At 62.8% G+C, this 26092-nt stretch carries 25 protein-coding genes; 14 read left to right on the forward strand and 11 right to left on the reverse strand.

What is annotated here, in order from left to right; translation table 11 throughout:
- Nucleotides 1-60 precede the first annotated feature (60 nt).
- The 10 genes from pedF to BFQ01_RS22760 all read left to right on the forward strand — a co-directional run bounded on the left by pedF (nucleotide 61) and on the right by BFQ01_RS22760 (nucleotide 11123).
- On the forward strand, nucleotides 61-522 hold the full coding sequence (gene pedF, locus BFQ01_RS22715; RefSeq protein ID WP_027606205.1) for a cytochrome c-550 PedF: 462 nt from the start codon (nucleotides 61-63) through the stop codon (nucleotides 520-522).
- A 3-nt stretch (nucleotides 523-525) separates the two neighbouring features.
- Nucleotides 526-1401, forward strand: a complete 876-nt coding sequence (locus BFQ01_RS22720; protein ID WP_065926990.1) for a substrate-binding periplasmic protein — start codon at nucleotides 526-528, stop codon at nucleotides 1399-1401.
- Nucleotides 1402-1410: 9 nt separating this feature from the next.
- Nucleotides 1411-2160: a quinoprotein dehydrogenase-associated SoxYZ-like carrier gene (locus BFQ01_RS22725; RefSeq protein WP_065926991.1), complete on the forward strand. Its 750-nt coding sequence runs from the start codon at nucleotides 1411-1413 to the stop codon at nucleotides 2158-2160.
- Between the two features lie 16 nt (nucleotides 2161-2176).
- On the forward strand, nucleotides 2177-3109 hold the full coding sequence (locus BFQ01_RS22730) for a quinoprotein relay system zinc metallohydrolase 1 (RefSeq protein WP_065926992.1): 933 nt from the start codon (nucleotides 2177-2179) through the stop codon (nucleotides 3107-3109).
- A gap of 126 nt (nucleotides 3110-3235) precedes the next feature.
- A complete protein-coding gene (locus tag BFQ01_RS22735) occupies nucleotides 3236-5011 on the forward strand; it encodes a PQQ-dependent methanol/ethanol family dehydrogenase (RefSeq protein ID WP_065926993.1) in 1776 nt (591 codons plus the stop codon).
- Nucleotides 5012-5132: 121 nt separating this feature from the next.
- Nucleotides 5133-6653, forward strand: a complete 1521-nt coding sequence (locus tag BFQ01_RS22740) for an acetaldehyde dehydrogenase ExaC (RefSeq protein ID WP_010209363.1) — start codon at nucleotides 5133-5135, stop codon at nucleotides 6651-6653.
- Nucleotides 6654-6848: 195 nt separating this feature from the next.
- Nucleotides 6849-6920 carry a pyrroloquinoline quinone precursor peptide PqqA gene (gene pqqA, locus BFQ01_RS31835; protein ID WP_010209364.1) on the forward strand — a complete coding sequence of 24 codons (72 nt, stop codon included), beginning with the start codon at nucleotides 6849-6851 and terminating at the stop codon, nucleotides 6918-6920.
- Between the two features lie 127 nt (nucleotides 6921-7047).
- On the forward strand, nucleotides 7048-8211 hold the full coding sequence (gene ercA / locus BFQ01_RS22750) for an alcohol dehydrogenase-like regulatory protein ErcA (protein ID WP_065926995.1): 1164 nt from the start codon (nucleotides 7048-7050) through the stop codon (nucleotides 8209-8211).
- Nucleotides 8195-9565, forward strand: a complete 1371-nt coding sequence (locus BFQ01_RS22755) for an ATP-binding response regulator (protein ID WP_065926996.1) — start codon at nucleotides 8195-8197, stop codon at nucleotides 9563-9565. Before ercA ends, BFQ01_RS22755 begins: the two co-directional genes overlap by 17 nt.
- 79 nt (nucleotides 9566-9644) lie before the next feature.
- On the forward strand, nucleotides 9645-11123 hold the full coding sequence (locus BFQ01_RS22760; RefSeq protein ID WP_027606213.1) for a DASS family sodium-coupled anion symporter: 1479 nt from the start codon (nucleotides 9645-9647) through the stop codon (nucleotides 11121-11123).
- A 146-nt stretch (nucleotides 11124-11269) separates the two neighbouring features.
- On the opposite strand, the gene BFQ01_RS22765 is transcribed toward BFQ01_RS22760, so the two are convergent.
- Nucleotides 11270-12268 (reverse strand): NADP-dependent oxidoreductase, encoded by a 999-nt coding sequence (locus BFQ01_RS22765; RefSeq protein WP_065926997.1) that lies wholly within the window; start codon nucleotides 12266-12268, stop codon nucleotides 11270-11272.
- Between the two features lie 29 nt (nucleotides 12269-12297).
- A complete protein-coding gene (locus BFQ01_RS22770; protein WP_065926998.1) occupies nucleotides 12298-13086 on the reverse strand; it encodes an SDR family NAD(P)-dependent oxidoreductase in 789 nt (262 codons plus the stop codon).
- Between the two features lie 177 nt (nucleotides 13087-13263).
- Here BFQ01_RS22770 and BFQ01_RS22775 point away from each other — a divergent pair, with 177 nt between their 5' ends.
- The 3 genes from BFQ01_RS22775 (at nucleotide 13264) to BFQ01_RS22785 (ending at nucleotide 16753) form a co-directional block, all read left to right on the forward strand.
- Entirely contained in the window at nucleotides 13264-13851 is a 588-nt protein-coding gene (locus BFQ01_RS22775; RefSeq protein WP_065926999.1) for a TetR/AcrR family transcriptional regulator, read from the forward strand.
- A gap of 116 nt (nucleotides 13852-13967) precedes the next feature.
- Entirely contained in the window at nucleotides 13968-15611 is a 1644-nt protein-coding gene (locus BFQ01_RS22780; protein WP_065927000.1) for an MFS transporter, read from the forward strand.
- Nucleotides 15608-16753: an HlyD family secretion protein gene (locus BFQ01_RS22785; RefSeq protein WP_065927001.1), complete on the forward strand. Its 1146-nt coding sequence runs from the start codon at nucleotides 15608-15610 to the stop codon at nucleotides 16751-16753. Before BFQ01_RS22780 ends, BFQ01_RS22785 begins: the two co-directional genes overlap by 4 nt.
- 111 nt (nucleotides 16754-16864) lie before the next feature.
- On the opposite strand, the gene BFQ01_RS22790 is transcribed toward BFQ01_RS22785, so the two are convergent.
- The 9 genes from BFQ01_RS22790 to copC all read right to left on the reverse strand — a co-directional run bounded on the left by BFQ01_RS22790 (nucleotide 16865) and on the right by copC (nucleotide 25230).
- A complete protein-coding gene (locus BFQ01_RS22790) occupies nucleotides 16865-17722 on the reverse strand; it encodes an aldose 1-epimerase (protein WP_065927002.1) in 858 nt (285 codons plus the stop codon).
- 2 nt (nucleotides 17723-17724) lie between these two features.
- A complete protein-coding gene (locus BFQ01_RS22795) occupies nucleotides 17725-19005 on the reverse strand; it encodes a TRAP transporter large permease (RefSeq protein WP_065927003.1) in 1281 nt (426 codons plus the stop codon).
- Nucleotide 19006: 1 nt separating this feature from the next.
- Nucleotides 19007-19534 (reverse strand): TRAP transporter small permease, encoded by a 528-nt coding sequence (locus BFQ01_RS22800; RefSeq protein WP_065927004.1) that lies wholly within the window; start codon nucleotides 19532-19534, stop codon nucleotides 19007-19009.
- Nucleotides 19535-19600: 66 nt separating this feature from the next.
- Nucleotides 19601-20563 (reverse strand): TRAP transporter substrate-binding protein, encoded by a 963-nt coding sequence (locus BFQ01_RS22805; protein ID WP_065927005.1) that lies wholly within the window; start codon nucleotides 20561-20563, stop codon nucleotides 19601-19603.
- 51 nt (nucleotides 20564-20614) lie between these two features.
- A complete protein-coding gene (locus tag BFQ01_RS22810; RefSeq protein WP_065927006.1) occupies nucleotides 20615-21490 on the reverse strand; it encodes an SMP-30/gluconolactonase/LRE family protein in 876 nt (291 codons plus the stop codon).
- Nucleotides 21491-21520: 30 nt separating this feature from the next.
- Entirely contained in the window at nucleotides 21521-22339 is an 819-nt protein-coding gene (locus BFQ01_RS22815) for an NAD-dependent epimerase/dehydratase family protein (protein WP_065927007.1), read from the reverse strand.
- A 222-nt stretch (nucleotides 22340-22561) separates the two neighbouring features.
- A complete protein-coding gene (locus tag BFQ01_RS22820; RefSeq protein ID WP_065927008.1) occupies nucleotides 22562-23812 on the reverse strand; it encodes an OprD family porin in 1251 nt (416 codons plus the stop codon).
- Nucleotides 23813-24003: 191 nt separating this feature from the next.
- Nucleotides 24004-24861, reverse strand: a complete 858-nt coding sequence (copD, locus tag BFQ01_RS22825; protein ID WP_065927009.1) for a copper homeostasis membrane protein CopD — start codon at nucleotides 24859-24861, stop codon at nucleotides 24004-24006.
- A gap of 3 nt (nucleotides 24862-24864) precedes the next feature.
- On the reverse strand, nucleotides 24865-25230 hold the full coding sequence (gene copC / locus BFQ01_RS22830; RefSeq protein WP_065927010.1) for a copper homeostasis periplasmic binding protein CopC: 366 nt from the start codon (nucleotides 25228-25230) through the stop codon (nucleotides 24865-24867).
- A gap of 115 nt (nucleotides 25231-25345) precedes the next feature.
- On the opposite strand from copC, the gene BFQ01_RS22835 reads away from it, so the two are divergent.
- Nucleotides 25346-25966 (forward strand): TetR/AcrR family transcriptional regulator, encoded by a 621-nt coding sequence (locus BFQ01_RS22835; RefSeq protein WP_027606227.1) that lies wholly within the window; start codon nucleotides 25346-25348, stop codon nucleotides 25964-25966.
- The last annotated feature ends 126 nt before the right edge of the window (nucleotides 25967-26092 follow it).

Consider the following 26092-nt stretch of genomic DNA (forward strand, 5'->3'; position numbering starts at 1 on the left):
TAAGATGGTTGCCATAGCCTCTGCAATGAGGTTTTGCGTGCAATCCTGAGGGCAAAAATAATGACAACAAAACACAATGCCTTGCTCGTCGCCGGGCTGTTGGTCGGTGTGATCGCCGGGGGCTCCGCCTGGGCCCATGGCAACGTGGTCCCGCAAGCGGTGGAAACCAAGGGCCTGACCTCGATCAAGGACGCCGGCGTACCGGTCAACGAAGACGGCTGGGCGGCGGTCAACCCGTACCGCACCTCGCCTGAACACGACCGCGCCGTGGAAATCGGCTCGTCCGCCTACAACCAGAACTGCGCCGCCTGCCACGGCCTGGAAGCCAAGTCCGGCGGTATCGCCCCCGACCTGCGCATGCTCGATGTGGGCGAAGCCGGTGATGAGTGGTTCGTCGAGCGCGTGCGCCATGGCGCGGTGCGTGACGGTCGCGTGTACATGCCGAAAATGGCCGACTACCTGAGCCAGGAAGCCTTGTGGGCCGTGCGCACCTACCTGGACAGCGTGCACGTCGAGGAGTAAGCCATGCGCCTGTTCGCTTATGTGCTTGGCCTGGCCCTGCTGTGTTGCCAGCCGGCACAGGCGCAGGTGCGCAGCTATGACCAGATGATCGCCGCCGGCGAAATCAACGTGGCGGTGTACAAGGACTTTGCCCCCTACAGTTTCGAAGACGGCGCCACCGCGCGCGGGGTCGACGTGGAACTGGCCCAGGCCCTGGCCACGGCGCTGGGGGTACGGCTCACGTTGATCTGGGCGCCGGCCGGCGAGAAGCTCGACGACGACCTGCGCGACTACATCTGGCGCGGCAGCCCGTTGCACAACCAGCAACTGGCCGACCTGATGATGCGCGCGCCCTACGACCGCGATTACGCACAAAAGCGCAACGACCAAGGCGAACTGGAAAACGGCCATGTGGTGATGTTCGGGCCGTACCAGAACGAACAATGGCAGGTGGCTTATGACCGTCGGCGCCTGGACACGGTTGCCAGCGTGGCGGTGTTCGAGCAGCACCCGATTGGCGTCGAAGTCGACAGCGTGCCGTCGTTCTACCTCACCTCGGTGTTCAACGGCATGCTCGCCGCCAAGACCCATCACTACCCCGACGTACCCCAGGCCTTTGCGGCGATGAAAGCCGGTGAGGTCGATGCGGTGATGGCGATGCGCGGCGAAGTCGATTGGCAGGTGCACGAGGCCCATGACCCGCAACTGGCCCTGGCCGAAAACGCCTACCCGAACATGGGCAAGCAACGCTGGGAGATCGGCATGGCGGTGCACGAGAGCAATCGCCAGTTGGCCTACGCGGTGGAAGAGGCGCTGGAAGGCCTGATCCGCGACGGCGCGGTGCAAGCCATCTATGCCCGTTACGGCCTGCAGTACGAAGTGCCCGAGATGTATCAATAGGAGCAGGCGATGAACTGGCGATTGAGCTGCATCCTGGCCTGCTGGCTGCCGCTGGCGGCGCACGCCGTGGAGGTCGATCCGGTGCCGTCGGTGATGTGGGACTTCTATCACAAGCAGTTCCTGGCGCTGGCGCCGTTCGTGTTCGACGACCGAGTCAAGCTGCTTGCGCCGCCGTTTGCCGAAGATGCGCGTCAGGTGCCCCTGGAAATCGATGCACGGGCCTTCAGCGGCCATGTGGTAAAGATCCTCGCCTGGGCTGAGCTCAACCCGTTGCCGAAAATCGTCGACTTCCAGCCCAAGGCCGGGGTGCTGCCGTGGCTGTCGCTGCGGATTCGTATCGAGCAGGCCACGCCGTTGCGGGCGGCGGTGCTCACCGATGACGGCCTGTGGCACGTGGGCTCGACCCTGATCGACGCGGCCGGTGGCGGCTGCACCGCGCCCAGCGTGGTACGCACCCAGCCGGGCTGGGAAGAGCACATCGGCGAAGTGCTCGGCGGCCGTTACCCGCGTGGCGAGTTCAGCCGGGTGCGTGTGCAGGTGGCGCACCCGATGGACAACGGCATGGTCAGCGGCATCCCCGAGTTTTTTATCAACCATGCACAACTGCGCGGCCAGGACGGCCAGGTGCTGGCTGACCTTGAGTTGTTCCCGGCGGTCAGCGAAAACCCCAACCTGGCCTTCGACATCGACGCGCCGGGGCCCACCCGCCTGGTGTTGCGCGACAACAGCGGCAATGAGTTCGACGCGGCCATCCCCTGACCAGAAGGAGCGCGGCATGCGCTGGATTCTATTGTTATGCCTGGGCCTGAGCCTGCCCGCCCTGGCGGACCTCGACTACGCCCTCAAGCCCCGGCTGATCGCCGACGACACCTGGCTGCTCGAAGGCAGCACCGACAGTTTTGCCAAGGCCAATGGCGGCAATATCGTCAACACCGCCTTCATCGTCACCGAGGCCGGTGTGGTGGTGATCGACACCGGACCGTCGCGGCGCTACGGCGAAGCCATGCGCGAGGCCATCGCCCGTGTCACCCCCAAACCGGTGATCCAGGTGCTGATTACCCATCATCACCCCGACCATGCGCTCGGCAACCAGGCCTTCAAGGACATGCCCATCGGCGCCCTGGCCGAGACCACGCGGCTGCTGCACGAGCAGGGCGACGGCATGGCGGAAAACCTCTATCGCATGGTTGGCGACTGGATGCGCGGCACCGAGGTGGTGTTGCCCACCCAGGTGCTGGAACCCGGTGTGCTGAGCGTCGGCCGCCACGACTTGCGCCTGCTTGCGCTCAGCGGTCACACCGGCGCCGACCTGGCGATCTTCGACCAGAGCACCGGCGTGCTGTTTGCCGGCGACCTGGTGTTTTACCAGCGCGCCCTCACCACCCCCAACAGCCCGGGGCTGGCGGTGTGGCTGGCTGACCTCGGCACCCTGCAAGCCTTGCCCTGGACCCTGATCGTGCCCGGCCATGGCCCGGTGGCCAGCGACGCGCAACCCTTTACGCAGATGCGCGACTACCTGACCTGGCTTGACCAACTGCTGCGTGACGGCGCGGCCCAGGGCAGCGACATGGCCGAGATGATCCGCAGCCCCATCCCCGCACGCTTCGCGGCGATCAGCCTGAGCCGCTATGAACTGATCCGCAGCGTCAGCCACCTGTACCCGCGTTACGAGCGCGAGCAGATGCAACGCGTGGATTCGGCGCGCTGACCCGCTACTAAGGAACTAGCAAACTCGATACTGCGGTCAATTGTGACAACGGCCCCTGCGCCCAAGAATCTGCACCAGACCGGGAAAATTTCCCGGGTATAACAAAAAACCGCAGAGGTAGCCGTCATGACCCAACCCGCACGTCGCCAACCCTTCGCCTTGAGTGTGTTGCTCGGTGCCATCCTGTTGTCTGGCCAGGCCATGGCCTCGGTCACCGATGAGGACATCCTCCAGGACCCTAAAAACCCCGGGCAGATCGTCACCAACGGCCTCGGCGTGCAGGGCCAGCGCTACAGCCCCCTCGATACCCTGAACGTCGACAACGTCAAGGAACTGCGCCCGGTCTGGGCGTTTTCCTTTGGCGGCGAGAAGCAGCGTGGGCAACAGGCGCAGCCGATGATCAAGGATGGGGTGATGTACCTCACCGGTTCCTACTCGCGGGTGTTCGCGGTGGATGCGCGTACCGGCAAGAAGCTCTGGCAGTACGATGCGCGTCTGCCCGATGACATCCGCCCGTGCTGTGACGTGATCAACCGTGGCGTGGCGTTGTACGGCGACCTGGTGTTCTTCGGCACCCTCGACGCCAAGCTGGTGGCGCTGAACAAAGACACCGGCAAAGTGGTGTGGAGCAAGCAGGTCGCCGACCACAAGGAAGGCTACTCGATCAGTGCCGCGCCCCTGGTGGTCAACGGCAAGCTGATCACCGGCGTGGCCGGTGGCGAATTCGGCGTGGTCGGCAAGATCCAGGCCTATGACCCGAAAAACGGCGAGCTGCTGTGGAGCCGCCCGACGGTCGAAGGTCATATGGGTTATGTCTACAAGGACGGCAAAGCCGTGGAAAACGGCATCTCCGGTGGCGAGGCGGGCAAGACCTGGCCGGGCGACCTGTGGAAAACCGGCGGCGCGGCACCGTGGCTGGGCGGCTACTACGACCCGGAAACCAACCTGCTGCTGTTCGGCACCGGCAACCCGGCGCCGTGGAACTCGCACCTGCGCCCCGGCGACAACCTCTACTCGTCCTCGCGCCTGGCGCTGAACCCGGACGACGGCACCATCAAGTGGCACTTCCAGAGCACGCCCCACGACGGCTGGGACTATGACGGCGTCAACGAGCTGATCTCCTTCAATTACACCGAAGGCGGCAAGGAAATCAAAGCGGCAGCCACCGCCGACCGCAACGGCTTCTTCTACGTGCTCGACCGCACCAACGGCAAGTTCATCCGTGGCTTCCCGTTTGTCGACAAGATCACCTGGGCCACCGGCCTGGATAAGGACGGTCGACCGATCTACAACGAAGCCAGCCGCCCAGGTGCGCCGGGCAGCGAAACCAAGGGCACCTCGGTGTTTGTCGCGCCGGCGTTCCTCGGTGCGAAGAACTGGATGCCGATGGCCTATAACCGCGACACCGGGCTGTTCTATGTGCCGTCCAACGAGTGGGGCATGGACATCTGGAACGAAGGCATCGCCTACAAGAAGGGCGCGGCGTTCCTTGGCGCCGGCTTCACCATCAAGCCGCTGAACGAAGACTACATCGGCGTACTGCGCGCCATCGACCCGAAGACCGGCAAGGAAGTCTGGCGCCACAAGAACTTCGCGCCGCTGTGGGGCGGGGTGCTGACCACCAAGGGCAACCTGGTGTTCACCGGCACGCCGGAAGGCTTCCTGCAGGCGTTCAACGCCAAGACCGGCGAGAAGGTCTGGGAATTCCAGACCGGCTCCGGCGTGCTCGGCTCGCCTGTGACCTGGGAAATGGACGGCGAACAGTACGTCTCGGTGCTCTCCGGCTGGGGCGGCGCCGTGCCGTTGTGGGGCGGTGAAGTGGCCAAGCGCATCAAGGACTTCAACCAGGGCGGCATGCTCTGGACCTTCAAGCTGCCCAAAGAGCTGGTCGCCAAGCACTGAATCTACGACCAAATGACAAGTGCCCCCCTGCCAACGGCGCATTCGCCCGCCAGCGGGGGCTCTTTACTATCGGGTCATCGCCTGTTGACCGACAGGCCCGGACCCAGACAGAGGCTTTAACATGATCTACGCACAACCTGGCACCCCTGGCGCCATCGTCAGCTTCAAGCAGCGCTACGGCAATTACATCGGCGGCGAGTTCGTCGCCCCGCTCAGTGGTGAGTACTTCACCAACACCTCGCCGGTGACCGGTGAAGTGATCGCCGAATTCCCGCGCTCCAACGCCGCCGATATCGACAAGGCCCTTGACGCTGCCCATGCCGCCGCCGACGCCTGGGGCAAGACTTCGCCCCAGGATCGCTCCCTGGTGCTGCTGAAAATCGCCGACCGTATCGAGCAGCACCTCGAAGTGCTGGCCGTGACCGAAAGCTGGGACAACGGCAAGGCCGTGCGTGAAACCCTCAACGCCGACGTGCCCCTGGCCGCCGACCACTTCCGCTACTTCGCCGGCTGCATCCGCGCCCAGGAAGGCGGCGCCGCCGAGATCAACGAACACACCGCGGCCTATCACTTCCATGAGCCATTGGGCGTGGTCGGGCAGATTATTCCGTGGAACTTCCCGCTGCTGATGGCCGCCTGGAAACTCGCCCCGGCCCTGGCCGCCGGTAACTGCATCGTGCTCAAGCCGGCCGAGCAGACGCCGCTGTCGATCATGGTGTTTGCCGAGTTGATCAATGACCTGCTGCCACCGGGCGTGCTGAATATCGTCCAGGGCTTTGGCCGCGAAGCCGGGGAGGCGCTGGCCACCAGCAAGCGCATTGCCAAGATCGCGTTCACCGGCTCGACCCCCATCGGTGCGCACATCATGCATGCGGCCGCCGAGAACCTCATTCCCTCCACCGTGGAACTAGGCGGCAAGTCGCCGAACATCTTCTTCGAAGACATCATGCAGGCTGAGCCGCAGTTCATCGAAAAAGCCGCCGAAGGCCTGGTGCTGGCGTTCTTCAACCAGGGCGAAGTGTGCACCTGCCCGTCGCGGGCGCTGGTGCAGGAGTCGATCTACGACGACTTCATGAAAGTGGTGATGAAGAAGATCGTCAAGATCAAGCGCGGCAACCCGCTGGACACCGAGACCATGGTCGGCGCCCAGGCGTCCGAGCAGCAATACGACAAGATCCTCTCCTACCTCAAGATCGCCCAGGAAGAGGGCGCCGAGCTGCTCACCGGCGGCGCGGCCGAGCGCCTGGAGGGCGACCTGTCCAGCGGTTACTACATCCAGCCGACCCTGCTCAAGGGCCACAACAAGATGCGTGTGTTCCAGGAAGAAATCTTCGGCCCGGTGGTGGGTATCACCACCTTCAAGGACGAAGCCGAAGCCCTGGCGATTGCCAACGACAGCGAATTCGGCCTCGGCGCCGGGCTGTGGACCCGCGACATCAACCGCGCCTACCGCATGGGCCGGGCGATCAAGGCCGGTCGCGTGTGGACCAACTGTTATCACCTGTACCCGGCGCATGCAGCGTTTGGCGGCTACAAGAAATCGGGCGTGGGGCGTGAGAACCACAAGATGATGCTCGATCACTACCAGCAGACCAAGAATTTGCTGGTGAGCTACGACATCAATCCACTGGGTTTCTTCTGATTCCAACTTGAAATGCAATCAAGTGTGGGAGGGGGCAAGTCGAATCGTCGCACCGCCCCTCCCACATTTTGCTCCCTGTACATTCGCGACTAATGCAGTGCGGCATTTACTTCGAAAGTAGCATTCGCACCCCCAATCCCCCCATGCATTAATGCCTTTACCGGAATCTTCCGGCACAACAAGAGGACTCTGCCCATGTGGACCAAACCCGCCTTCACCGACCTGCGTATCGGCTTCGAAGTGACCATGTACTTCGCCAGCCGCTGATCCATCTCCGGCCAGCCTCGCGCTGGCCGGTGCCCTATTGGGAATGACCCTTTGGTCTGATTGCAAACGCCTGCGAATGGGTTAGTGTGGAGCGCATCTCCCAAAAATAATAACAACAGGCTTTCCAATGAGCCCCAATCTGAGCCTCCTGCGTAAATTCGTCTCGCCTGAAATCATCTTCGGTGCCGGCTGTCGGCACAACGTCGGTAACTACGCCAAGACCTTTGGTGCGCGCAAGGTCCTGGTGGTCAGCGACCCCGGTGTGATCGCCGCCGGATGGGTCGCCGATGTGGAAGCCAGCCTGCAGGCCATCGGCATCGACTACTGCCTGTACAGCGCCGTGTCGCCCAACCCGCGCGTCGAGGAAGTGATGCTCGGTGCCGAGGTGTACCGGGAAAACCATTGCGACGTGATCGTGGCCATCGGCGGCGGCAGCCCCATGGACTGCGGCAAGGCCATCGGCATTGTGGTCGCCCATGGGCGCTGCATCCTCGAGTTCGAAGGCGTGGACACCATCCGCGTGCCGAGCCCGCCACTGATCCTGATCCCCACCACCGCCGGCACCTCGGCGGATGTCTCGCAGTTCGTGATCATTTCCAACCAGCAGGAACGCATGAAGTTCTCCATCGTCAGCAAGGCGGTGGTGCCGGATGTGTCGCTGATCGACCCGGAAACCACGGCGAGCATGGACCCGTTCCTGTCCGCCTGTACTGGCATCGACGCGCTGGTGCATGCGATCGAGGCGTTCGTGTCCACCGGCCATGGCCCGCTGACCGACCCCCATGCGCTGGAAGCCATGCGCCTGATCAACGGCAACCTGGTGCAGATGATCGCCAACCCCGGTGACATTGCCCTGCGCGAGAAGATCATGCTCGGCAGCATGCAGGCGGGGTTGGCGTTCTCCAATGCGATCCTCGGCGCGGTGCATGCCATGTCCCACAGCCTCGGCGGGTTTCTCGACCTGCCCCATGGTTTGTGCAACGCGGTGCTGGTGGAACACGTGGTGGCGTTCAACTACAACTCGGCGCCGGAGCGCTTCAAGGTGATTGCCGAGACCTTCGGCATCGATTGCCGTGGTCTCAACCACCGACAGATCTGTGGGCGCCTGGTGGAACACCTGATTGCCCTGAAACACGCCATCGGCTTCCATGAAACCCTCGGCCTGCATGGCGTGCGCGTGGCGGACATTCCGTTCCTGTCCCAGCATGCGATGCACGACCCGTGCATCCTCACCAACCCGCGCGAGTCCAGCCAGCGTGATGTCGAGGTGGTGTATGGCGAAGCGCTCTGACGACCAGCAACAGGCCCTCGCCGGTCTGTTGGGCCTGGGTAATCACTCGGCGCGCAAGAGCCACTACCCGGAACTCACCGCGCGTCTCGACGAGCTGGAGGCCGAGCGCAACCGCTATATCCGTCTCAACGATGAGCTGGAGCAGCGCGTGGCGGCGCGCACCGATGAACTGCTGGAAGCCAACCGCAACCTGCAACAGCAGATCGCCCAGCGCGAGCAGGTCGAGCAGGAGCTGCGTGACGCCCGCGATGCCGCCGAGGCCGCCAACCGCAGCAAGGACAAATACCTCGCCGCCGCCAGCCATGACCTGTTGCAGCCACTCAACGCCGCGCGACTGCTGATCTCCACCTTGCGCGAGCGCAAGCTGCCCAGCGTCGAACAAGTGCTGGTGGAACGTACGCACCAGGCCCTGGAAGGCGCCGAGGATTTGCTCACCGACCTGCTGGATATTTCGCGGCTCGACCAGGCGGCGGTCAAGCCCGATGTGGCGCTGTATCGCCTGGATGAGCTGTTTGCGCCGCTGGTCTCGGAGTTCCAGTCGGTGGCGCTGGCGGCCGGGCTGAACCTGCGCGCGCGTACCGGCCATTATGCGATTCGCACCGACCTGCGCCTGGTGACGCGGATCCTGCGTAACTTCCTCAGCAACGCCTGTCGCTACACCGACGAGGGCTGCATCCTGCTCGGCGCGCGCCGCCGTGGCGATCGCCTGCGCCTGGAGGTGTGGGACACCGGGCGCGGCATCGCGGCCGACCGCCTCGACGCGATCTTCCTCGAGTTCAACCAGCTCGACGTCGGCCGTGCCTCGGACCGCAAAGGCGTAGGGCTGGGCCTGGCGATTGTCGAGCGCATCGCCGAGATCCTCGGCTACCCGGTGGCAGTCCGTTCGTGGCCGGGGCGCGGCTCGATGTTCAGCATCGAGGTGCCCATCAGCGAAGAGATGCCCCTGGCGATCAGCCAACTGCCGGTGCTGCCGACCACGGGTAACCCGCTGCCGGGGCGGCGTTTGCTGGTAATCGACAACGAGGTGAGCATCCTCGACAGCATGCGCGCGCTGCTGGGGCAGTGGGGCTGCGAGGTAATTACCGCCACCGACCAGGCCGGGGCGTTGCTGGCTTTGCAGGGCAGGGCGCCGGAGCTGATCCTCGCCGACTACCACCTTGACCATGGGGTGGTGGGTTGTGCGGTGGTCAAGCACCTGCGCGAGCATTTCGCGCAGAACATCCCCGCCGTGATCATCACCGCCGACCGCACTGACCAGTGCCGCCGCGCGCTGCGCCGCCTGGACGCGCCGTTGCTGAACAAACCGCTCAAGCCCGGCAAGTTGCGGGCGGTATTGAGCCAGTTATTGACCTAGGGTGTTGATACCCGTCAACACCTGTTGCGGCGCTTTGCCCCATGCTGCCTCCCTGATTCAGAGCCCGACGGAGCCCGCCATGAACGCCCCCGCAACAACCGCAGCCTCTTTCAAGTTGCCCCTGGGCCTGGTGATCGGCGTACTGGTGATGGTCGGCGTGCTGCTGTTGCCGCTGCCCGCCGACCTGCCGGTGGCCGGGCAGCGCATGCTGGCGATCCTCGCGTTTGCGGTGGTGGTGTGGATCACCGAGGCCGTGTCCTATGAAGCCAGCGCGATCATGATCACCTCGCTCATGGCGTTTTTGCTCGGCACCGCGCCGTCGCTGCAAGACCCCACGCACCTGATCGGCTCCAGCCCGGCCATCAGCATGGCGCTTACCGGCTTTTCCAACCCGGCACTGGCCCTGGTGGCGGGCGCGTTGTTCATTGCGGCGGCCATGACCCACACCGGCCTGGACCGGCGCATCGCCCTGGTGACCCTGACCCGCGTCGGCACCAGCACGCGGGGCATTCTGCTCGGGGCGATTGCGGTGACGATCCTGCTCAGCCTCGTGGTGCCCAGCGCCACGGCGCGCAGCGCCTGTGTGGTGCCGATCATGATGGGCGTGGTCGCCGCATTTGGCGTGGACAAGCGCTCCAACATCGCCGCCGGCCTGATGATCGTGGTGGCCCAGGGCACCAGCATCTGGAACGTCGGCATCCAGACCGCCGCCGCGCAAAACCTGCTGACCGTGGGCTTTATGGACAAGATGCTCGGCCAGCGTGTGTCGTGGATCGACTGGCTGATCGCTGGCGCGCCGTGGGCGGTGATCATGTCGGCGGTGTTGCTGTTCCTGGTGATCAAGCTGCTGCCGCCGGAAACCGACAGCATCCCCGGTGGCAAGGAGGCCGTGGCCCAGTCCCTGGTGGACATCGGCCCGATGACCGGCCCGCAGAAACGTTTGCTGACGGTGTCGGTGCTGCTGCTGTTGGCATGGGCCACGGAAGGGCGCCTGCACCCGTTCGACACCACCTCGACCACCTACGCCGGGTTGGTGTTCCTGCTGCTGCCGGGCATCGGGGTGATGACCTGGAAAGATGTGCAATCGCGCATTCCGTGGGGCACGGTGATCGTGTTTGGCGTGGGCATCAGCCTCGGTACCGCATTGCTGACCACCCAGGCCGGGCAATGGCTGGGGTCTCAGGTGGTGGCGCACACCGGCCTGGATCAGGTCGGGCCGTTGGGGGTGTTTGCGATCCTGGGGGCGTTTCTGATTGTGATCCACCTGGGCTTTGCCAGCGCCACGGCGCTGACTTCGGCGTTGTTGCCGATATTGATTGCGGTGCTGCAGACCTTGCCGGGGGAGTTCAACCGCTTGGGCATGACCATGCTGTTGGGGTTTGTGATGAGCTACGGGTTTATCCTGCCGATCAATGCGCCGCAGAACATGGTGTGCCTGGGGACGGGGACGTTTACGGCGCGGCAGTTTGCCAAGGTGGGGATCCTGGTGACGTTGATCGGGTATGGGTTGATGTTGGTGTTTGCGGCGACTTACTGGAGCTGGCTCGGTTGGATCTGATTTGAAATGCGCTTGTGGATGCCCATGAGATCCACTGTGGCAGGCCGCTGATGTGGTGAGCGGGCTTGTCCCGCGCTGGGGGCGCTTCGCACCCTCACGGGGGACAAGTCTGCATCGCCATCAGCTTGAGCGTTGGGTGGGCTTAGTCATAGGACCTTGATCACCACCTTACCCTTGGCTCTGCCCCGTTCGACGTAGCTCAAGGCCTCAGCCGTTGCCTCGAGAGGGAAGGTTCGGTCGATCACCGGTGTGATAGCGCCGGACTCGACGAGCGCGGTGATTTTCTGCAATTGCGCACCGCTCGCACGCATGAACACGAACCCATAGTCGACGCCCTGCCTGCGGGCTTTTCTGCGTATGCCGCTGCTTAACAGGCGCATGATCCAACCGAGTCCCCAGGACAGCTTTTGCTCGCGTGCGAACTCGGCGGTCGGTGGCCCCGAGATGGAGATGAGCTGCCCACCCGGTTTGAGAATGCGCAGGGATTTTTCCAGTTCGGCGGGGCCGAGGCTGTTCAAGACGACGTCGTAGTCACGCAAGACGTTTTCGAAATTCTGCTGCGTATAGTCGATGACGACGTCTGCTCCCAACGCCTTGACCCAATCCACGTTGGCGGTGCTGGTCGTGGTGGCAACGAAAGCCCCCAGGTGTTTTGCCAGCTGGATGGCAATGCTGCCGACACCACCGGAGCCCGCCTGGATAAAGACTTTTTGCCCCTTCTTCACGCGGGCTGTTTCAACCAGCACCTGCCAGGCGGTCAGTGCCACCAGGGGCAGGGCGGCGGCTTGTTCCATGCTGGTGTTTTTGGGTTTCAGTGCGAGGGCACTTTCCTTAATCGCGATCAGCTCGGCAAAGCCACCGATGCGCGCGTCGGGCGGGCGCGCGTAGACCTCGTCACCGGGCTTGAAGGTGCGCACGCCTGACCCTACGCGAACGACGACGCCGGCCAGGTCGTTGCCCATGATCAGCGGCAATGTGTAGGGCAGGATCAGTTTGAATTCACCCTTGCTGATCTTCGAGTCCAGCTGGTTGACGCTGCTGGCATGTACCTTGACCAGTACGTCGTGGATGCCCGGTTCCGGGTCCGGTAGCTCGGCAAGGCGTCCTTGATGCTTGCCGTAACGGTCGATCAGGAAGGCTTTCATCGTTCAGTTCCCATGGCTATACGTGACAATCACGCCTTGGCTTGATAGCGCTCGGCGACGACCGATTGGCGAATCTCTGACAGCAAACCCTGGCGGGCGGCTTGCAGGGCATCCCAGCGGGCGGCGTCTTGCAATGGCGGAATGGTCACCGGCTCGCGACGATCAAAACCGACCAGCGCAGCATCGACCAACTCGTCCACGCTCATGATTTCGCTCAGGGTATTGATGTCGATGCCCGCGCGATCCCAGATTTCCGTGCGAGTGGCGGCTGGAAGAACGGCTTGCACGTAGACGCCCTTGGGCGAGAGTTCGAGGCTCAGCCCCTGGGATAGAAACAGCACGAACGCCTTGGTTGCACCGTAGACGCTCATGCCGAATTCCGGCGCCAGCCCCACCACCGAGCCAATGTTGATAATCGCGCCGTTACCGGCGTGTACCAGGCGTGGAGCGATGGCGCTGGCGAGTCGCACCAGGGCGGTGGTGTTGAGCGCGACCAGGTTGGTAACGCTGTCGATGGATTGCTCGATGAAGCTGCCGGAGAGGGCGGCGCCCGCATTGTTCACCAGGATGCCGATACTGGCGTCGTCACGCAGGCGTGCTTCGACGCGGGCCAGGTCACCGGTTTGAGTCAGGTCGGCCTGGATCACGTCAATGGACACCGCGTGTTTCTCACGCAGCTGCGAGGCCAGTGCGTCCAGCCGGCCTTTATCGCGGGCTACCAGCACGAGATTGTGCCCACGTTGGGCAAAACGCTCGGCGTAGGTCGCGCCAATGCCTGTTGAGGCGCCGGTAATCAGTACGGTTTCTGGGGTGCTCATAAGTAGATGCTCTTGATTGTTCAGGATGATCAGAGACGGCGATCCGCGCCGTACAGCCGCAGAGACATGCGCTGGTGGTTTTATGATGTCGATCACAATCAAAACTGTCAACAGTTTTGATTGTGATCGACATCAGAGTATAGTCAGGCCATTGTTCAGGAGTCCCAGGGGCGCGAAATGAAGATCACCAAGACACAATCACTCGCTAACCGAGCTCATATTGTGGAGACGGCGTCAGAGCTGTTTCGTGAGCGTGGCTATGACGGTGTGGGTGTGGCAGAACTCATGGCTACTGCGGGTTTTACCCAGGGAGGCTTCTACAAACACTTCGGCTCCAAGGCCGACTTGATGGCCGAAGCAGCGGAAAATAGCCTGGCAAAGTCCCTGTCGAATAGCTCCGATCTGGACATTCCGGGCTTTGTGAACCTGTACGTGTCCAGGGATCACAGAGACGGCAGGGGAGAGGGGTGCACCATGGCAGCCCTGTGTGGTGACGCGGCCCGTCAGTCAGATGATCTGAAGGCAACCTTTGCCAGTGGCGTTGAAAACACGCTTGCAGCACTCGAGGACAAGTACACGGCGGGTGTGGATGTGCCCAGGCAAGAGGTCCGCGCGAAAATGATCGACCTGCTGGCCCATGCAATCGGTGCGGTCATGCTGTCGCGGGCGTGTCCGGATGACTCGGCCCTGGCGGATGAAATATTGGAAACGTGCCGCGCTGAGATAATGGCATCCCTGCCATCGAGTAAAGAAAGCAGCGCATGAGTGGCAAGATGGGCGCTGACCGACGCGCCCAAGATGGCAAGATGAACCCCGCTCAGGTTTACTACTCTGAGTAGTGGTTTTACCGACGTCACCCGTCGGCTCATCTAGGTCATCGAATGGACAAATACACCCCCCGCCCTTGGGAACCCCACGAGCGCCCGAGCCTGCCGGGCTCGCCGTCGACGCCGCTGCATCCGACGCACAAGCGCTGGCTGTTTGCGATGGTCGGCGTGCTGGTGGCAATCACCGGTGGCCTTGGCAACGCGCTGGTGATCGCCAACCTGCAATACCTGCAAGGCGCCCTCGGTGCGACCACCGCGGAAATGGCCTGGCTGCCCGCCGCCTATGTGATGACCAACGTATGCATGAACCTGCTGCTGGTGAAGTTCCGCCAGCAATTCGGCCTGCGCGCGTTTACCGAGGTGTTCCTGGTGCTGTATGCGCTGGTGACCTTCGGCCACTTGTTCGTCAACGACCTCAACTCGGCCATCGCCGTACGGGCCGCCCACGGCATGGTCGGCGCGGCGCTGAGTTCGTTGGGCTTGTATTACATGATCCAGGCGTTCCCGGCCAAGTGGCGGTTGAAATCCCTGGTGCTGGGGCTGGGCACGGCGCAGTTGGCGTTGCCCCTGGCGCGGCTGTTCTCCGAGGACTTGTTGCAGATCGCCGAATGGCGCGGGCTTTACCTGTTCGAACTGGGCCTGGCGCTGATCTGCCTGGGTTGTGTATTCCTGCTCAAACTGCCTCCCGGCGACCGCTTCAAGACCTTTGAAAAACTCGACTTCGTCACCTTCGCCATTCTCGCCAGCGGTGTCGCGCTGCTGTGTGCGGTGTTGTCCCTGGGGCGTATCGACTGGTGGCTGGAAGCGCCGTGGATCGGCGTGGCCTCGGCCTGTTCCCTGGTGCTGATCATGGCCGGCCTGGCCATCGAGCATAACCGCGCCAACCCGATGCTGATGACCCGCTGGCTGGGCAGCGGCACCATGATCCGCCTGGCGTTGGCGGTGATCCTGATTCGCATGGTGCTGTCGGAGCAGTCCACCGGTGCGGTGGGGTTCATGCAGATGCTGAACATGAGCTACCAGCAGATGCATACGCTGTACGTGGTGATGCTGGCCGGCGCGATCAGCGGGCTGGTGGTCAGTGCGCTGACGATCAACCCGGCGCACCTTCTAATGCCGTTGGTCATCTCCCTGGCGCTGATGGCCACCGGCTCGGTGATGGACAGTTTCTCCAGCAACCTCACGCGTCCGCAGAACCTGTACATCAGTCAGTTCCTGCTAGGCTTCGGTGGCACCTTCTTCCTGGGGCCGACCATGGTGCTGGGGACCAAAAACGTGCTGGCCAACCCGCGTAACCTGGTGAGCTTTTCGGTGATGTTCGGGATTTGCCAGAACCTCGGCGGCCTGATCGGCGCGGCTTTGCTCGGGACCTTCCAGATCGTGCGCGAGAAGTATCATTCCAGCATGATCGTCGAGCACCTGACGCTGCTCGACCCGCGTGTGGCCGCACGGGTGCAGAGCGGCGGGTCGGCCTATGGCGGTATCGTCGCCGACCCGGAACTGCGTAACCTCATGGGCATCCGCAGCCTGGCCACGGCGGCGACCCGCGAGGCCAATGTCATGGCCTACAACGATGTGTTCATGCTGATCGCGATTATCGCGATCCTGACCATGATCTGGATCTTTATCCGCAGTCTGTGGCTGATGAGTACCACCAAGGCAGCCACTCCCGTTCAACCCAGCGGCGCTACTTCATGACCGAACCCACCACCACGACCACCAACGCCATCGCCGCCACCCCGGAAGGCACCACGCCGCCCGGCGCCACGGTTACCGAGCCGCGCTCATTGCGCGTGCGCATCTTCTCGTCCCTGGGCTTTGCCGCGATTGCCATCTTCGGCGTGCTGATCGTGCTGTATGCCTGGCAATTGCCGCCGTTCAGCAGCGCGGTGGAAACCACCGAGAACGCTCTGGTGCGCGGCCAGGTGACCATTATCGGCCCGCAGCTCAGCGGCTATGTGTTCGAGGTGCCGGTGCAGGACTTCCAGTACGTCAAGGCCGGCGACCTGCTGGTGCGCCTGGATGACCGTATCTACAAGCAGCGCCTCGACCAGACCCTGGCGCAACTGGCGGTGCAGAAGGCCGCGCTGGCCAATGTGGTGCAGCAACGCAACAGTGCCGAAGCCACCATCAAGCTGCGCCAGGCCGCACTGGTGGACAGCCAGGCCCAGGCGCGCAAAAGCACCGCCGACCTGCGCCGCAACGAAGAGCTGATCAGCGACGGTTCGGTGTCCCGGCGCGAGCTGGACGTGACCCGCGCCGCCAATGCCCAGACCATCGCCGCCGTGGCCCAGGCCCAGGCCAGCCTGGAAATCGCGCGGCAGGATTTGCAGACGGTGATCGTCAATCGCGGCTCCCTGGAAGCGGCGGTGGCCAGTGCAGAGGCGGCGGTGGAGCTGGCGCGGATCGACCTGTCCAACACCCGCATTACGGCGCCCCGTGACGGGCAGTTGGGGCAGATTGGCGTGCGCCTGGGGGCCTACGTCAACTCCGGCGCGCAGTTGATGGCGCTGGTGCCGAAGCAGCTGTGGGTGATCGCCAACATGAAGGAAACCCAGATGGACAATGTGCAGGTCGGCCAGCCGGTGACTTTCACCGTGGATGCGCTCAACCACCGCAGGTTTCACGGCACGGTGCAGCATATCTCCCCAGCCACGGGCTCGGAGTTCAGCCTGTTGCAGGCGGACAACGCGACGGGCAACTTTGTGAAGATTGCCCAACGCGTGCCGGTGCGGATCACCGTGGACCCGGATCAGACCGAGAGCGAACGGTTGCGGCCGGGGTTGTCGGTTGTCGTGAGTATCGACACGGCTGGGCGGCTGAAAAACTCTCCACCTTGAGCATGAGGCTGATCCCTGTAGGAGCGAGCTTGCTCGCGAAGATCGTCAACGATAACGCGGGGCGCCTGATGCCCCGCGTTGCCCTGAGGTTTTTCGCGAGCAAGCTCGCTCCTACAGGGGGGTGTATTTCAGGTTGAAATTGAGTTGGACCGACTGATTGTGTTCCAGCAGTTTCAGGCCCGGCCGTCCCGCCAGGTGATGAGCATTCACCGGATGGCTCACCGGCTCGATGCAAAAGAACCCCAGCCCCGGCGGGCAGTACAGCAGGAAGTAATCGGCCCCGCTGGCCTGGCATTCCAGCGCATAGCCCAGGTCCGGCTGTTCGATCCGACAATGCCCGTCCCACTGGCAAAACCCGTTGTCCACCAAGCCTTCGGGCAGGGGCTTCAATGCCTGGAAGTCCCACTCGCCCGGCACCGGCGCCAACCCGGTCGGCAACTTGGATGCGTCACTCATCCACACCTGTGCGGCCCTGGCCTGCAACCGGGTACCCGGCCGGCGCGGAAAGTACGGATGCAAGCCCAGGCCGTGCCACGCCGCTGTTTCGGCCAGATGGGTCACCCGCAGTTCAATACTTAACGCTCCGTCACTCAGGCGAATCCGCTGCTCGGCGCGATAGGCAAACGGCGTCTCGCACAGCACCTCCAGCACCACTTCATTCGCCGAATGGCTGACCACCTGCCACGCCTGTTGCCAGGCCGAGCCATGGATCGGCAGCGGATCGGTGAGGCTGTTGGGCGTGAGCGCGAGCCAGCCGTCGGGGTTGTCGAAACCGCCGTGGGCAATGCGGTTGGACCAGGGCACCAACGGATAGCACGCCAGCTTGCCGGGCAAACCGGTATGGATCGCCTGCTCATCGTTATGGCGCAGCAGCGGCTGGCCGGTGGCGCGCACCGTCCAGTTGACGATGCTGCCGCCCACGGCCGGATTCACGGTGAGGTGGGTCAGGTGGTCTTCAAGTTCAATCATCTTCACAACACCACGCTTGGCAGCCACAACGACAGCGCCGGAATGTACGTCACCGCTATCAGCACCAGGAACAGCACGGCGTAAAACGGCAGCAGCGCTTTCACGGTCTTCTCGATACTCACCTTGCCCACCGCCGCGCCCACGAACAGCACCGCGCCCACCGGCGGGGTGATCAGGCCAATGCCGAGGTTGACCAGCATGATCATGCCGAAGTGCACCGGGTCGACGCCGATACCCAGCACCACCGGCAGCAGGATCGGCGTGAGGATCAGGATCAGCGGTGCCATGTCCATCACCGTGCCGAGCAACAGCAGCATGGCGTTGATGCACATCAGGATCACGTAGCGGTTGTCCGACAGGGTCAGGAACAGCGTGGTGATTTTTGCCGGGATCTGCATCAGGGTCATGATGTAGCCGAAGCTGGCGGCGAAGGCGATCAGGATCATCACGATGGAAATGGTGCGCACCGTGCGGTGCATCAGCTTGGGCAGCTCGCTCCATTTGTAGTCGCGGTAGATGAACATGGTCACGAAGAACGCCCACAGCACGGCAATCGCGGCGGACTCGGTGGCGGTGAAAATGCCCGAAAGAATGCCGCCGAGGATGATCACCATGGCCATCAGGCCCCACAGCGCGTCGGCGCAGATTTTCAGGGCCTGTTTCAAGGGGATGACTTCGCCCTTGGGGTAGTTGCGTTTTTTCGCGAAGATCAGGCACAGCACCATCAGGCACGCGCTCATCAGCAAGCCGGGCACCACGCCGGCCATGAACAGCGAGGCGATGGACACCGTGCCGCCCGCCGCCAGGGAGTAGAGCACCGAGTTATGGCTGGGCGGGGTCAGCAGCGCCTGCACCGAACCGCTGACGGTGACGGCGGTGGCAAATTCCCGTGGGTAGCCACGGCGCTCCATTTCCGGGATCAGCACCGAGCCGACCGAGGCGGTGTCGGCCACCGACGAGCCGGAGATGGCGCCAAAGAACGTCGAGGCCATGATGTTCACCAGCGACAGGCCACCGCGCACAAACCCCACCAGCACCCCGGCAAACGCCACCAGCCGCCGCGACATGCCGCCCTCGGCCATGATCGCCCCCGCCAGCACGAAGAACGGAATCGCCATCAGCGAAAATTTGTTCACCCCGCCCGCCACCTGAATCATCAGGGCCTGGAACGGGATGTCGATCCACCACGCGCCAATCAGCGCCGACAAACCCAGGGCGTAGGCCACCGGCATGCCGATCAGGATCAAGGCGATAAAGCTGCCCAGCAGAATCAATGCGTCCATATCAGGCAGCCCCTTCGCTTTCTTCCACCAGGTCGAAGCGCACCACGCGCCGGTTGCTCTGGTCACCGAGCAGGAGTTTTTCCACCACGAAGATCAGGGTCAGCAGCCCGCCAATCGGAATCGGCATATAGGTGATGCCCACGCGCAGGGTCGGGATGGCGCTCATGAACTGGTTCCAGGTGGACACGCACAGCTTGGTGCCCCAGATCGCCATGAACAGGCAGATGGTGCCCATCAGCAGTTGTGACAGGATGCCGACGATGCGGCGCTGGGCGGGCGGCAGGCGGTCCGTGACCATGGCCACCGACATATGCGCGCCGGCGCGGTAGCTGGCGGCGGCGCCGATAAAGGTGAACACCAGCATCAGCAGGATGGCGGTGGGTTCCGGCCAGCTGGAGCCGGTGCCGAGGATGTAGCGGGCGAAGATGCCCCAGGGGATGATCAGTGCGACGCCGAGAACCGAGAGGCCGGCGACCCAGATGCAGGTCATGTAGATGCGGTCGTTGATGCGCAGCAGTAGATTCTTCATGGCGTTCACCGTAACCGGGCGCGGCGGTGCAGACCGCGCCGGGCCTTTTGCGAGAGGCAGGAGAGGTTATTGAACGGCGTCGATGCGCGCGATGATGTCGGCGTACGGCGCGCCGTACTTGGCGCGAACCGCTGCGGTGGCGTCATAGAAGGGCTTTTTGTCGACGGTGATGAACTCGACGCCGGCCTTTTTGAGTTTTTCCTCACTGCTGGCGGACTTGGCATCCCACAGCGCGCGCTCATCGGCCTGGGCGGCCTTGGCGGCGTTTTTGACCATGACCTGTTGCGCCGGGGTGAGCTTGTTCCAGGTGATTTTCGACATCACGATGGGCTCGGGCAGGATCAGGTGCTCGGTGAGGGTGTAGTACTTGGCGTTCTGGAAGTGGTTGTGTTCCAGCAGGGTCGGCGGGTTGTTCTCCGCGCCGTCGATCACCCCGGTCTGCAGGGCGCTGAAGATCTCGCCGGTGTCCATTGCAATGCCGTTGGCGCCCATCGCGTTGAAGGCGTCGATGAACAGCGGGTTGCCTTGCACGCGGATCTTCATGCCCTTGAGGTCTTCGATCTTGCGCACCGGCTTCTTGGTGTAGAGGTTGCGTGTGCCGCCGTCCATCCAGGCCAGGGCCACCAGGCCGAACTCGGAGTCGGTGATCTTGGCGAGAATCTCGTCGCCGATCTCGCCGTCGATAACCTTGCGCATATGCGCCTGGTCGCGGAACACGAACGGCAGGTTGAACACGTTCACGTCCGGCACCACCGGCCCGACGATGCCGAGGCTGACGCGGGTCATCTGCACGGCGCCGACCTGGGCCTGTTCGACCACTTCCTTCTCGGAGCCCAGCACGCCGCCGGGGAAGTACTTGAAGGTCAGTTCGCCGTTACTTTCCTTGGTCAGGGCCTTGCCCATGTTTTCTTCGGCGACGACGGTGGGGTAGCCGGCGGGGTGGATGTCGGCGAACTTGATTTCCAGTGCCTGGGCGGCGCTGCTGAGGGTAAAGACTGCGGCGGCGAGCAAGGTGCGTTTGAAGTCCATGGGAGGTCACTCCTGTGTTGTTATTGTTGTATTCAAGGCACAGCGATGCAGCTAAAGGATGAAGCGGGGCTCCGGCAATCCGGTGACACCGGGGTTGAGGGCGAACACGCCGCCGGACACTGACTGTTCACTCTGGTCGTCACGGATCGAGGTGACGAACAGGGTGTCCAGGCGGCTGCCGCCGAAGGCGCACATGGTGGGTTTTTTCACCGGTACGGTGAGGGAGCGGTCCAGGCGCCCGTCGGGGGTGAAGCGGTGGATCAGGCCGGCGTCGTTGGCGCAGATCCAGTAGCAGCCATCGGCGTCCACGGCGGCGCCGTCGGGGCGGCCGAGGAAGTTGTGCATGTCGACGAACACGCGACGGTTGGACGGCGTGCCGGTGTCGATGTCGTAGTCGAAGGCCCAGATCTGCTGGACCAGCGGGTGCGAATCCGAGGCATACATCGTGCGGCCATCGGGGCTGAAGGCCAGGCCGTTGAGGGTGATAAAACCGTCCAGATGGGCGTGGGGGGCCGAACCCGATGCATAGCGATAGAGGATGCCTTCGGCCGCATTCGCGCCCATGTTCAGCACCATGCTGCCGGCCCAGAAACGGCCCTGGCGGTCGCAACGGCCGTCGTTCAGGCGCATGTCCGGGCGTGGATGCTCGACACTGGCCAACGGCGTGGTATCGAGGCTGCCGTCGTTGTGCGGCGTGAGTTGGAAGAAACCGGTTTCCATCCCGGCGACCCAGTTGCCCGCCGTGGTGCGGGCAATGCAGGCAAGCATCTGCGGGGCTTTCCAGGCGGCAACGTGGCCGCTGGCGGCGCTCCATTTTTGCAGGCCGCCGTTGGGGATATCCACCCAGTACAGGGCGTTTTCCTCGGGCACCCACACCGGGCATTCGCCCACGGCATTGCGGGCGTCGACGATCAATTCAGCAGTCATGGCCACTCATTCCCTTGGGTTGGTGTGAACTCAGTCACCGAACGGCCCGGCGGCGCAGAACGCCCCACCCTGATAGACCTTGGCCGGGTCATCGGCGGCTACCGGTGGCTGGGTTTCGACCTGGGCGCGGAAGACTTCGGAGCTGTCTTTCGGGGCGTAGCCCAGGTGCGCGGCGTAGCGGTTGTCCCACCAGGTGTCGAGGTTATCCGACATGCCGTAGACCACCGTGTGACCGACGTTCGGCGTATACAGCGCGCGTTCGAGCAGTTGGGTCAGGTCGTCGAAGCTCAGCCAGGTGTGCATCATCCGGCGGTTCTGCGGTTCCGGGAACGAGGAGCCGATACGGATGCTCACGGTCTCGATGCCGTAGCGGTCGAAGTAGAAGCTCGCCATGTCTTCGCCGTAGGACTTGGACAGGCCGTAGTAGCTGTCGGGGCGGCGTGGGGAGTGGGCGTCGATGGTTTCGGTCTGCTTGTAAAAGCCGATCACATGGTTGGAACTGGCGAAGATCACACGTTTTACCCCATGGCGGCGTGCGGCTTCGTAGATATGGAAGGTACCGCTGATATTGGCGCCGAGGATTTCTTCAAACGGACGCTCCACCGATACACCGCCGAAGTGCAGGATGGCGTCGACGCCTTCCACCAGGTGGTGCACCGCTTGTTTGTCGGCGAGGTCGCAGGGCTGGACTTCTTCCGAGGCATCCACCGGCGGGGCCATGCTGGCGATGTCCGACAGGCGCAGCACCTGGGTGTAGGGACGCAGGCGTTCGCGCAGGACTTTGCCGAGGCCGCCGGCGGCACCGGTGAGCAGCAGGCGGTTGAAGGGAGTGGGGGTGGTCGTGGTCATGGGGATTCCAAATTTTTGTTGTAGGTTGTCGTATGACTATGCCGAAGTATTGTTAGGGATCCCCCAGGTTGTCAACGTTCTTCCAGATGAGTGAGATTCAAACTGTGGGAGGGGGCTTGCCCTCGATGAGGGCGTGCCAGTGAATGCATCTGTTACTGACCCACCGCCATCGGGAGCAAGCCCCCTCCCACAGGGGATTTTCTGGGGCTGGGAGACTAGGTTCTACAGCAGGGAGATTGGATAGCTGATAAAGATCCGGTTTTCGTCGAACTCGTTGTTGCTGAAATCTCGACGCATGGTGGAATTACGCCACTTAACGTTCAGGTTCTTCAACGCACCGCTCTGCACGGTATAGGCCAACTCGGATTCGCGCCCCCATTCCTTGCCATCGGTGATCGCCCCCGTGTGCACGTTACTGCCGCTGATATAGCGGTTCATCAGCGTCAGCCCCGGCACGCCGAGTACCACGAAGTTGAAGTCATGCCGCACCTGCCAGGATTTTTCCTTGGCGTTGTCGTAGCTGGCGTTGTAGCTGTCGTTGGCCAGGGTGCCACCGCTGGTGCCGTTGACGCGCATCCACACGCTGTCGCCGGTGAGTTTTTGCAGGCCCACGTAGAAGGTGTTGCCGTTGTACTTGGCCGAGAGCAGGGCGAACACGGTCTTGTTGTCGAGGTCGCCGGCCAGGGCGCTGCCGTCTTCCTTGCCGTTGAAGAAACCGAGGTTGGCCCCCAAGGTCCAGTCGCCCACGGGCTGGCTGTGGGTCAGGTTGAAGTACTGCTGCTGGTAGATATCGGCCAGCTCGGCGTACCACACGCCGACCTGGGTGCGCTTGTCGTTGAAGGTGTATTCGCCGCCGCCGAAGTTGAAGCGATCGGAGGTGAACGCGGCTTTGCCGTTCATGAACATGTCTTCCATGCTCGCGTCGTTGCGCGGGCTGTTGCCGCGAAACTGGCCGCCGTAGAGGGTCAGGCCGGCGATTTCGCTGGACGTCACCTGGCCGCCGCGAAAGGTCTGGGGCAGCGAGCGGCCATCGTCGGAGCGCAGGATCGGCAGCACCGGCATCCATTCGCCGACCTTCAATTCGGTCTTCGACAGCCTGGTTTTCAGCGCCACGCCCAGGCGCCCGAAGTTGTCGGCGGGGCGGCCGTCGTCGTGGATCGGCAACAGTTGGGTACCGCCGGTGCCTTTGCCGCCATCGAGCTTCTGGGAATACAGCCCCAGCACATCAATGCCGAACCCCACGGTGCCCTGGGTGAAGCCGGACTTGGCGTCGAGAATAAAACTCTGCGTCCACTCTTCGGCCTTGCCCTGGGGGTTGCTCGGGTTGGTGAAGTTGCGGTTGAAGTAGGCGTTGCGCAGGTTGAGCGTGGCCTTGGCATCATCGACGAAACCGTCGGCATGGGCGAGGAGGGGCAGGGTAAACAGGCCGATAACACTGAGACGCGCGGACGAATTGCGGGCGAATGGACTCACAGTGACGCTCCCTTTCATTTGTTGTTTTTATTATTTGTTATACGTCGTCGTACAACATTGGAGCGGATATTTGCGGGGTTTTCAGGGTGTGTCAAGCAGAAGTTATACGATGACTAGGTGTGGGTTGATCTAGAGCGCACAGGGTCAATGTGGGAGGGGCGGTGCGACGATTCGACTTGCCCCTTCCACATTCAGCCCGCCAGGACCATCGGCGGCAAAGTGCCAAGGAGTGAAACGACCGCTACTGCACAAACACCGAGCAGCCATTCCAGCATCACGCTGGCCTTCAAGCTGCCCAACCGCTGTTCGCCGCTATCAAGGCGCAACCGGTTCAACAATGCCAGCGCCAGCATGCCCAGCACCAGCATCACCTTGATCAGCAGAATCAGGGCAAAACCACTGAACAACGGCGTGGGCCACAGCTGTCCGGTGAGTACGCGCACATTGATCAGGCCGGTCACCAGCAAGCCGGTGACCAGGCCATAACCCACGCCGCTGAAACGACGCAGGACAGGCGCCAGCTCAACACGGTGTGACTGCCTGAGGATCAATACCAGCAGCAATAACCCACCCAGCCATGCGCCGACGCATATCAGGTGCATCACCTGGTTGAGGATCAACAACTGCCCGCTCAGCCCGTCGAGCATGGCGCCATGGCCGACCGGGGCGAGAGTCATCAGCAACAGTGTGAGCAATGGCAGGCGCGGGGCTTTCCACGGGGTCATCAGCGCGATGACCAGCAAGCCATTGACGATCAGGTGCCAGGTCCACACCTGGCCAAAAAAGGTCTTGCCCAGCACCAACTGCACGGTCGACAGTTCCAGCGCCGCCGGCCATGAACCGGCCATGCTGGCGGTAATCAACAGTAACCAGATCACCCCCGACGCGAGGGCCGTCCATGCCAGCCCATGGGTGATGCGCAACAATTGCCGGTCCAGCACCGGCTGCGGTTCAGCGCCGAGGAGCCAGGGCCTGAATACACGGGCCCCGAACATCAACAGCACGACGATGAAATGCACGAACCGGCACAGCACCAGCAGCGTTGCCATGGGTTATTGGCCGACCTTGAAGCTGTACTCACCGTTGCTCTTGTGGGTGTCGACCGACACCGCATTCCACACCACCTTGTAGGTGCCCGCCGCAAGTGGGGCGGCCGGTGTCACCACCAGGGTTTTCTTGTCGGCGTCCGGGGTTTCCAGGCCTTTGATGGCGATTTCGGTGCCGTCCTTGCTCAGGGACACCTTGGTGAAGGTGGCTTCGACGCCTTCGCTGAAGGTCAGGCGCAGGTCTTTGGGCGCGGTGACGCTGCTGTCTGCCGCAGGCGTGGAGCTTTTGAGATGAGCATGGGCAAATGCTGCGGAGGCACCCAGCAGGGAGGCGAGCAGGGCGACAGTGGTCAGGGTTTTCTTGATCAACATTGTGCAATACCCATCAATGGTTAGGAGCGGGCAGTGTACGAAGTTTCGACTGCGCCTGTCGCCCCGATCTAGAGCGGTGGTAGTCTTTGGGGCATGTCTTTGTCAGGGAGCCCTTATGGGCAATCACAAGAGCGGAATTCGCCGGGTCAACGTCGAGAAAATCCTGCTGGCGGCGGAGAAAATCTTCGCCGAAAAGGGCTACGGCAGCACTGCCATGGCCGATATCGCCGAAGAAGTACAACTGCCGCGCTCCAACCTGCATTACTACTTCACCACCAAGAGCGAGCTGTACAGCGCGGTGCTGTTCGACCTGCTGGAAGTGTGGAAGCAGGACGCCCTCAGCTTCGAAACCTTCGATGACCCCCGGGTGGTGCTCAGCAGCTATATCCGCGCCAAGATGCAGCGCTCGCGCACGCGGCCCTATGGCTCCAAGGTCTGGGCCAACGAGATCATCCACGGCGCGCCGACACTCGGTGAGGCCCTGGATGAAAGCCTGTACGACTGGGCCAAGATGAAGGAAGCGAAAATTCGCCAGTGGGTGGAAGACAAACGCATCCTGCCGGTGGAGCCGTCGAGCCTGCTGTACATGATCTGGGCGTCGACCCAGCACTATGCCGACTTTGATCACCAGGTGAAGATTTTGAATGATCACCAGCCGTTGTCGGATATGCAGTTCGAGAAGGCGATCCAGACGGTGACCAGTGTGATTTTGCGCGGGATTGGGTTGGAGCCTTGAGTGTTGTGGTGGGGCTGAGGGCCTCATCGGGGCATAGGTATCTACACAACTCTTAAAGGCTGACACATAACTCTGTGGTGAGCGGGCTTGCCCCGCGCTGGGTTGCGAAGCAGCCCCAAAACCTTC

The organism is Pseudomonas sp. 8 R 14 (assembly GCF_900005955.1).
Lineage (GTDB): Bacteria > Pseudomonadota > Gammaproteobacteria > Pseudomonadales > Pseudomonadaceae > Aquipseudomonas > Aquipseudomonas marginalis.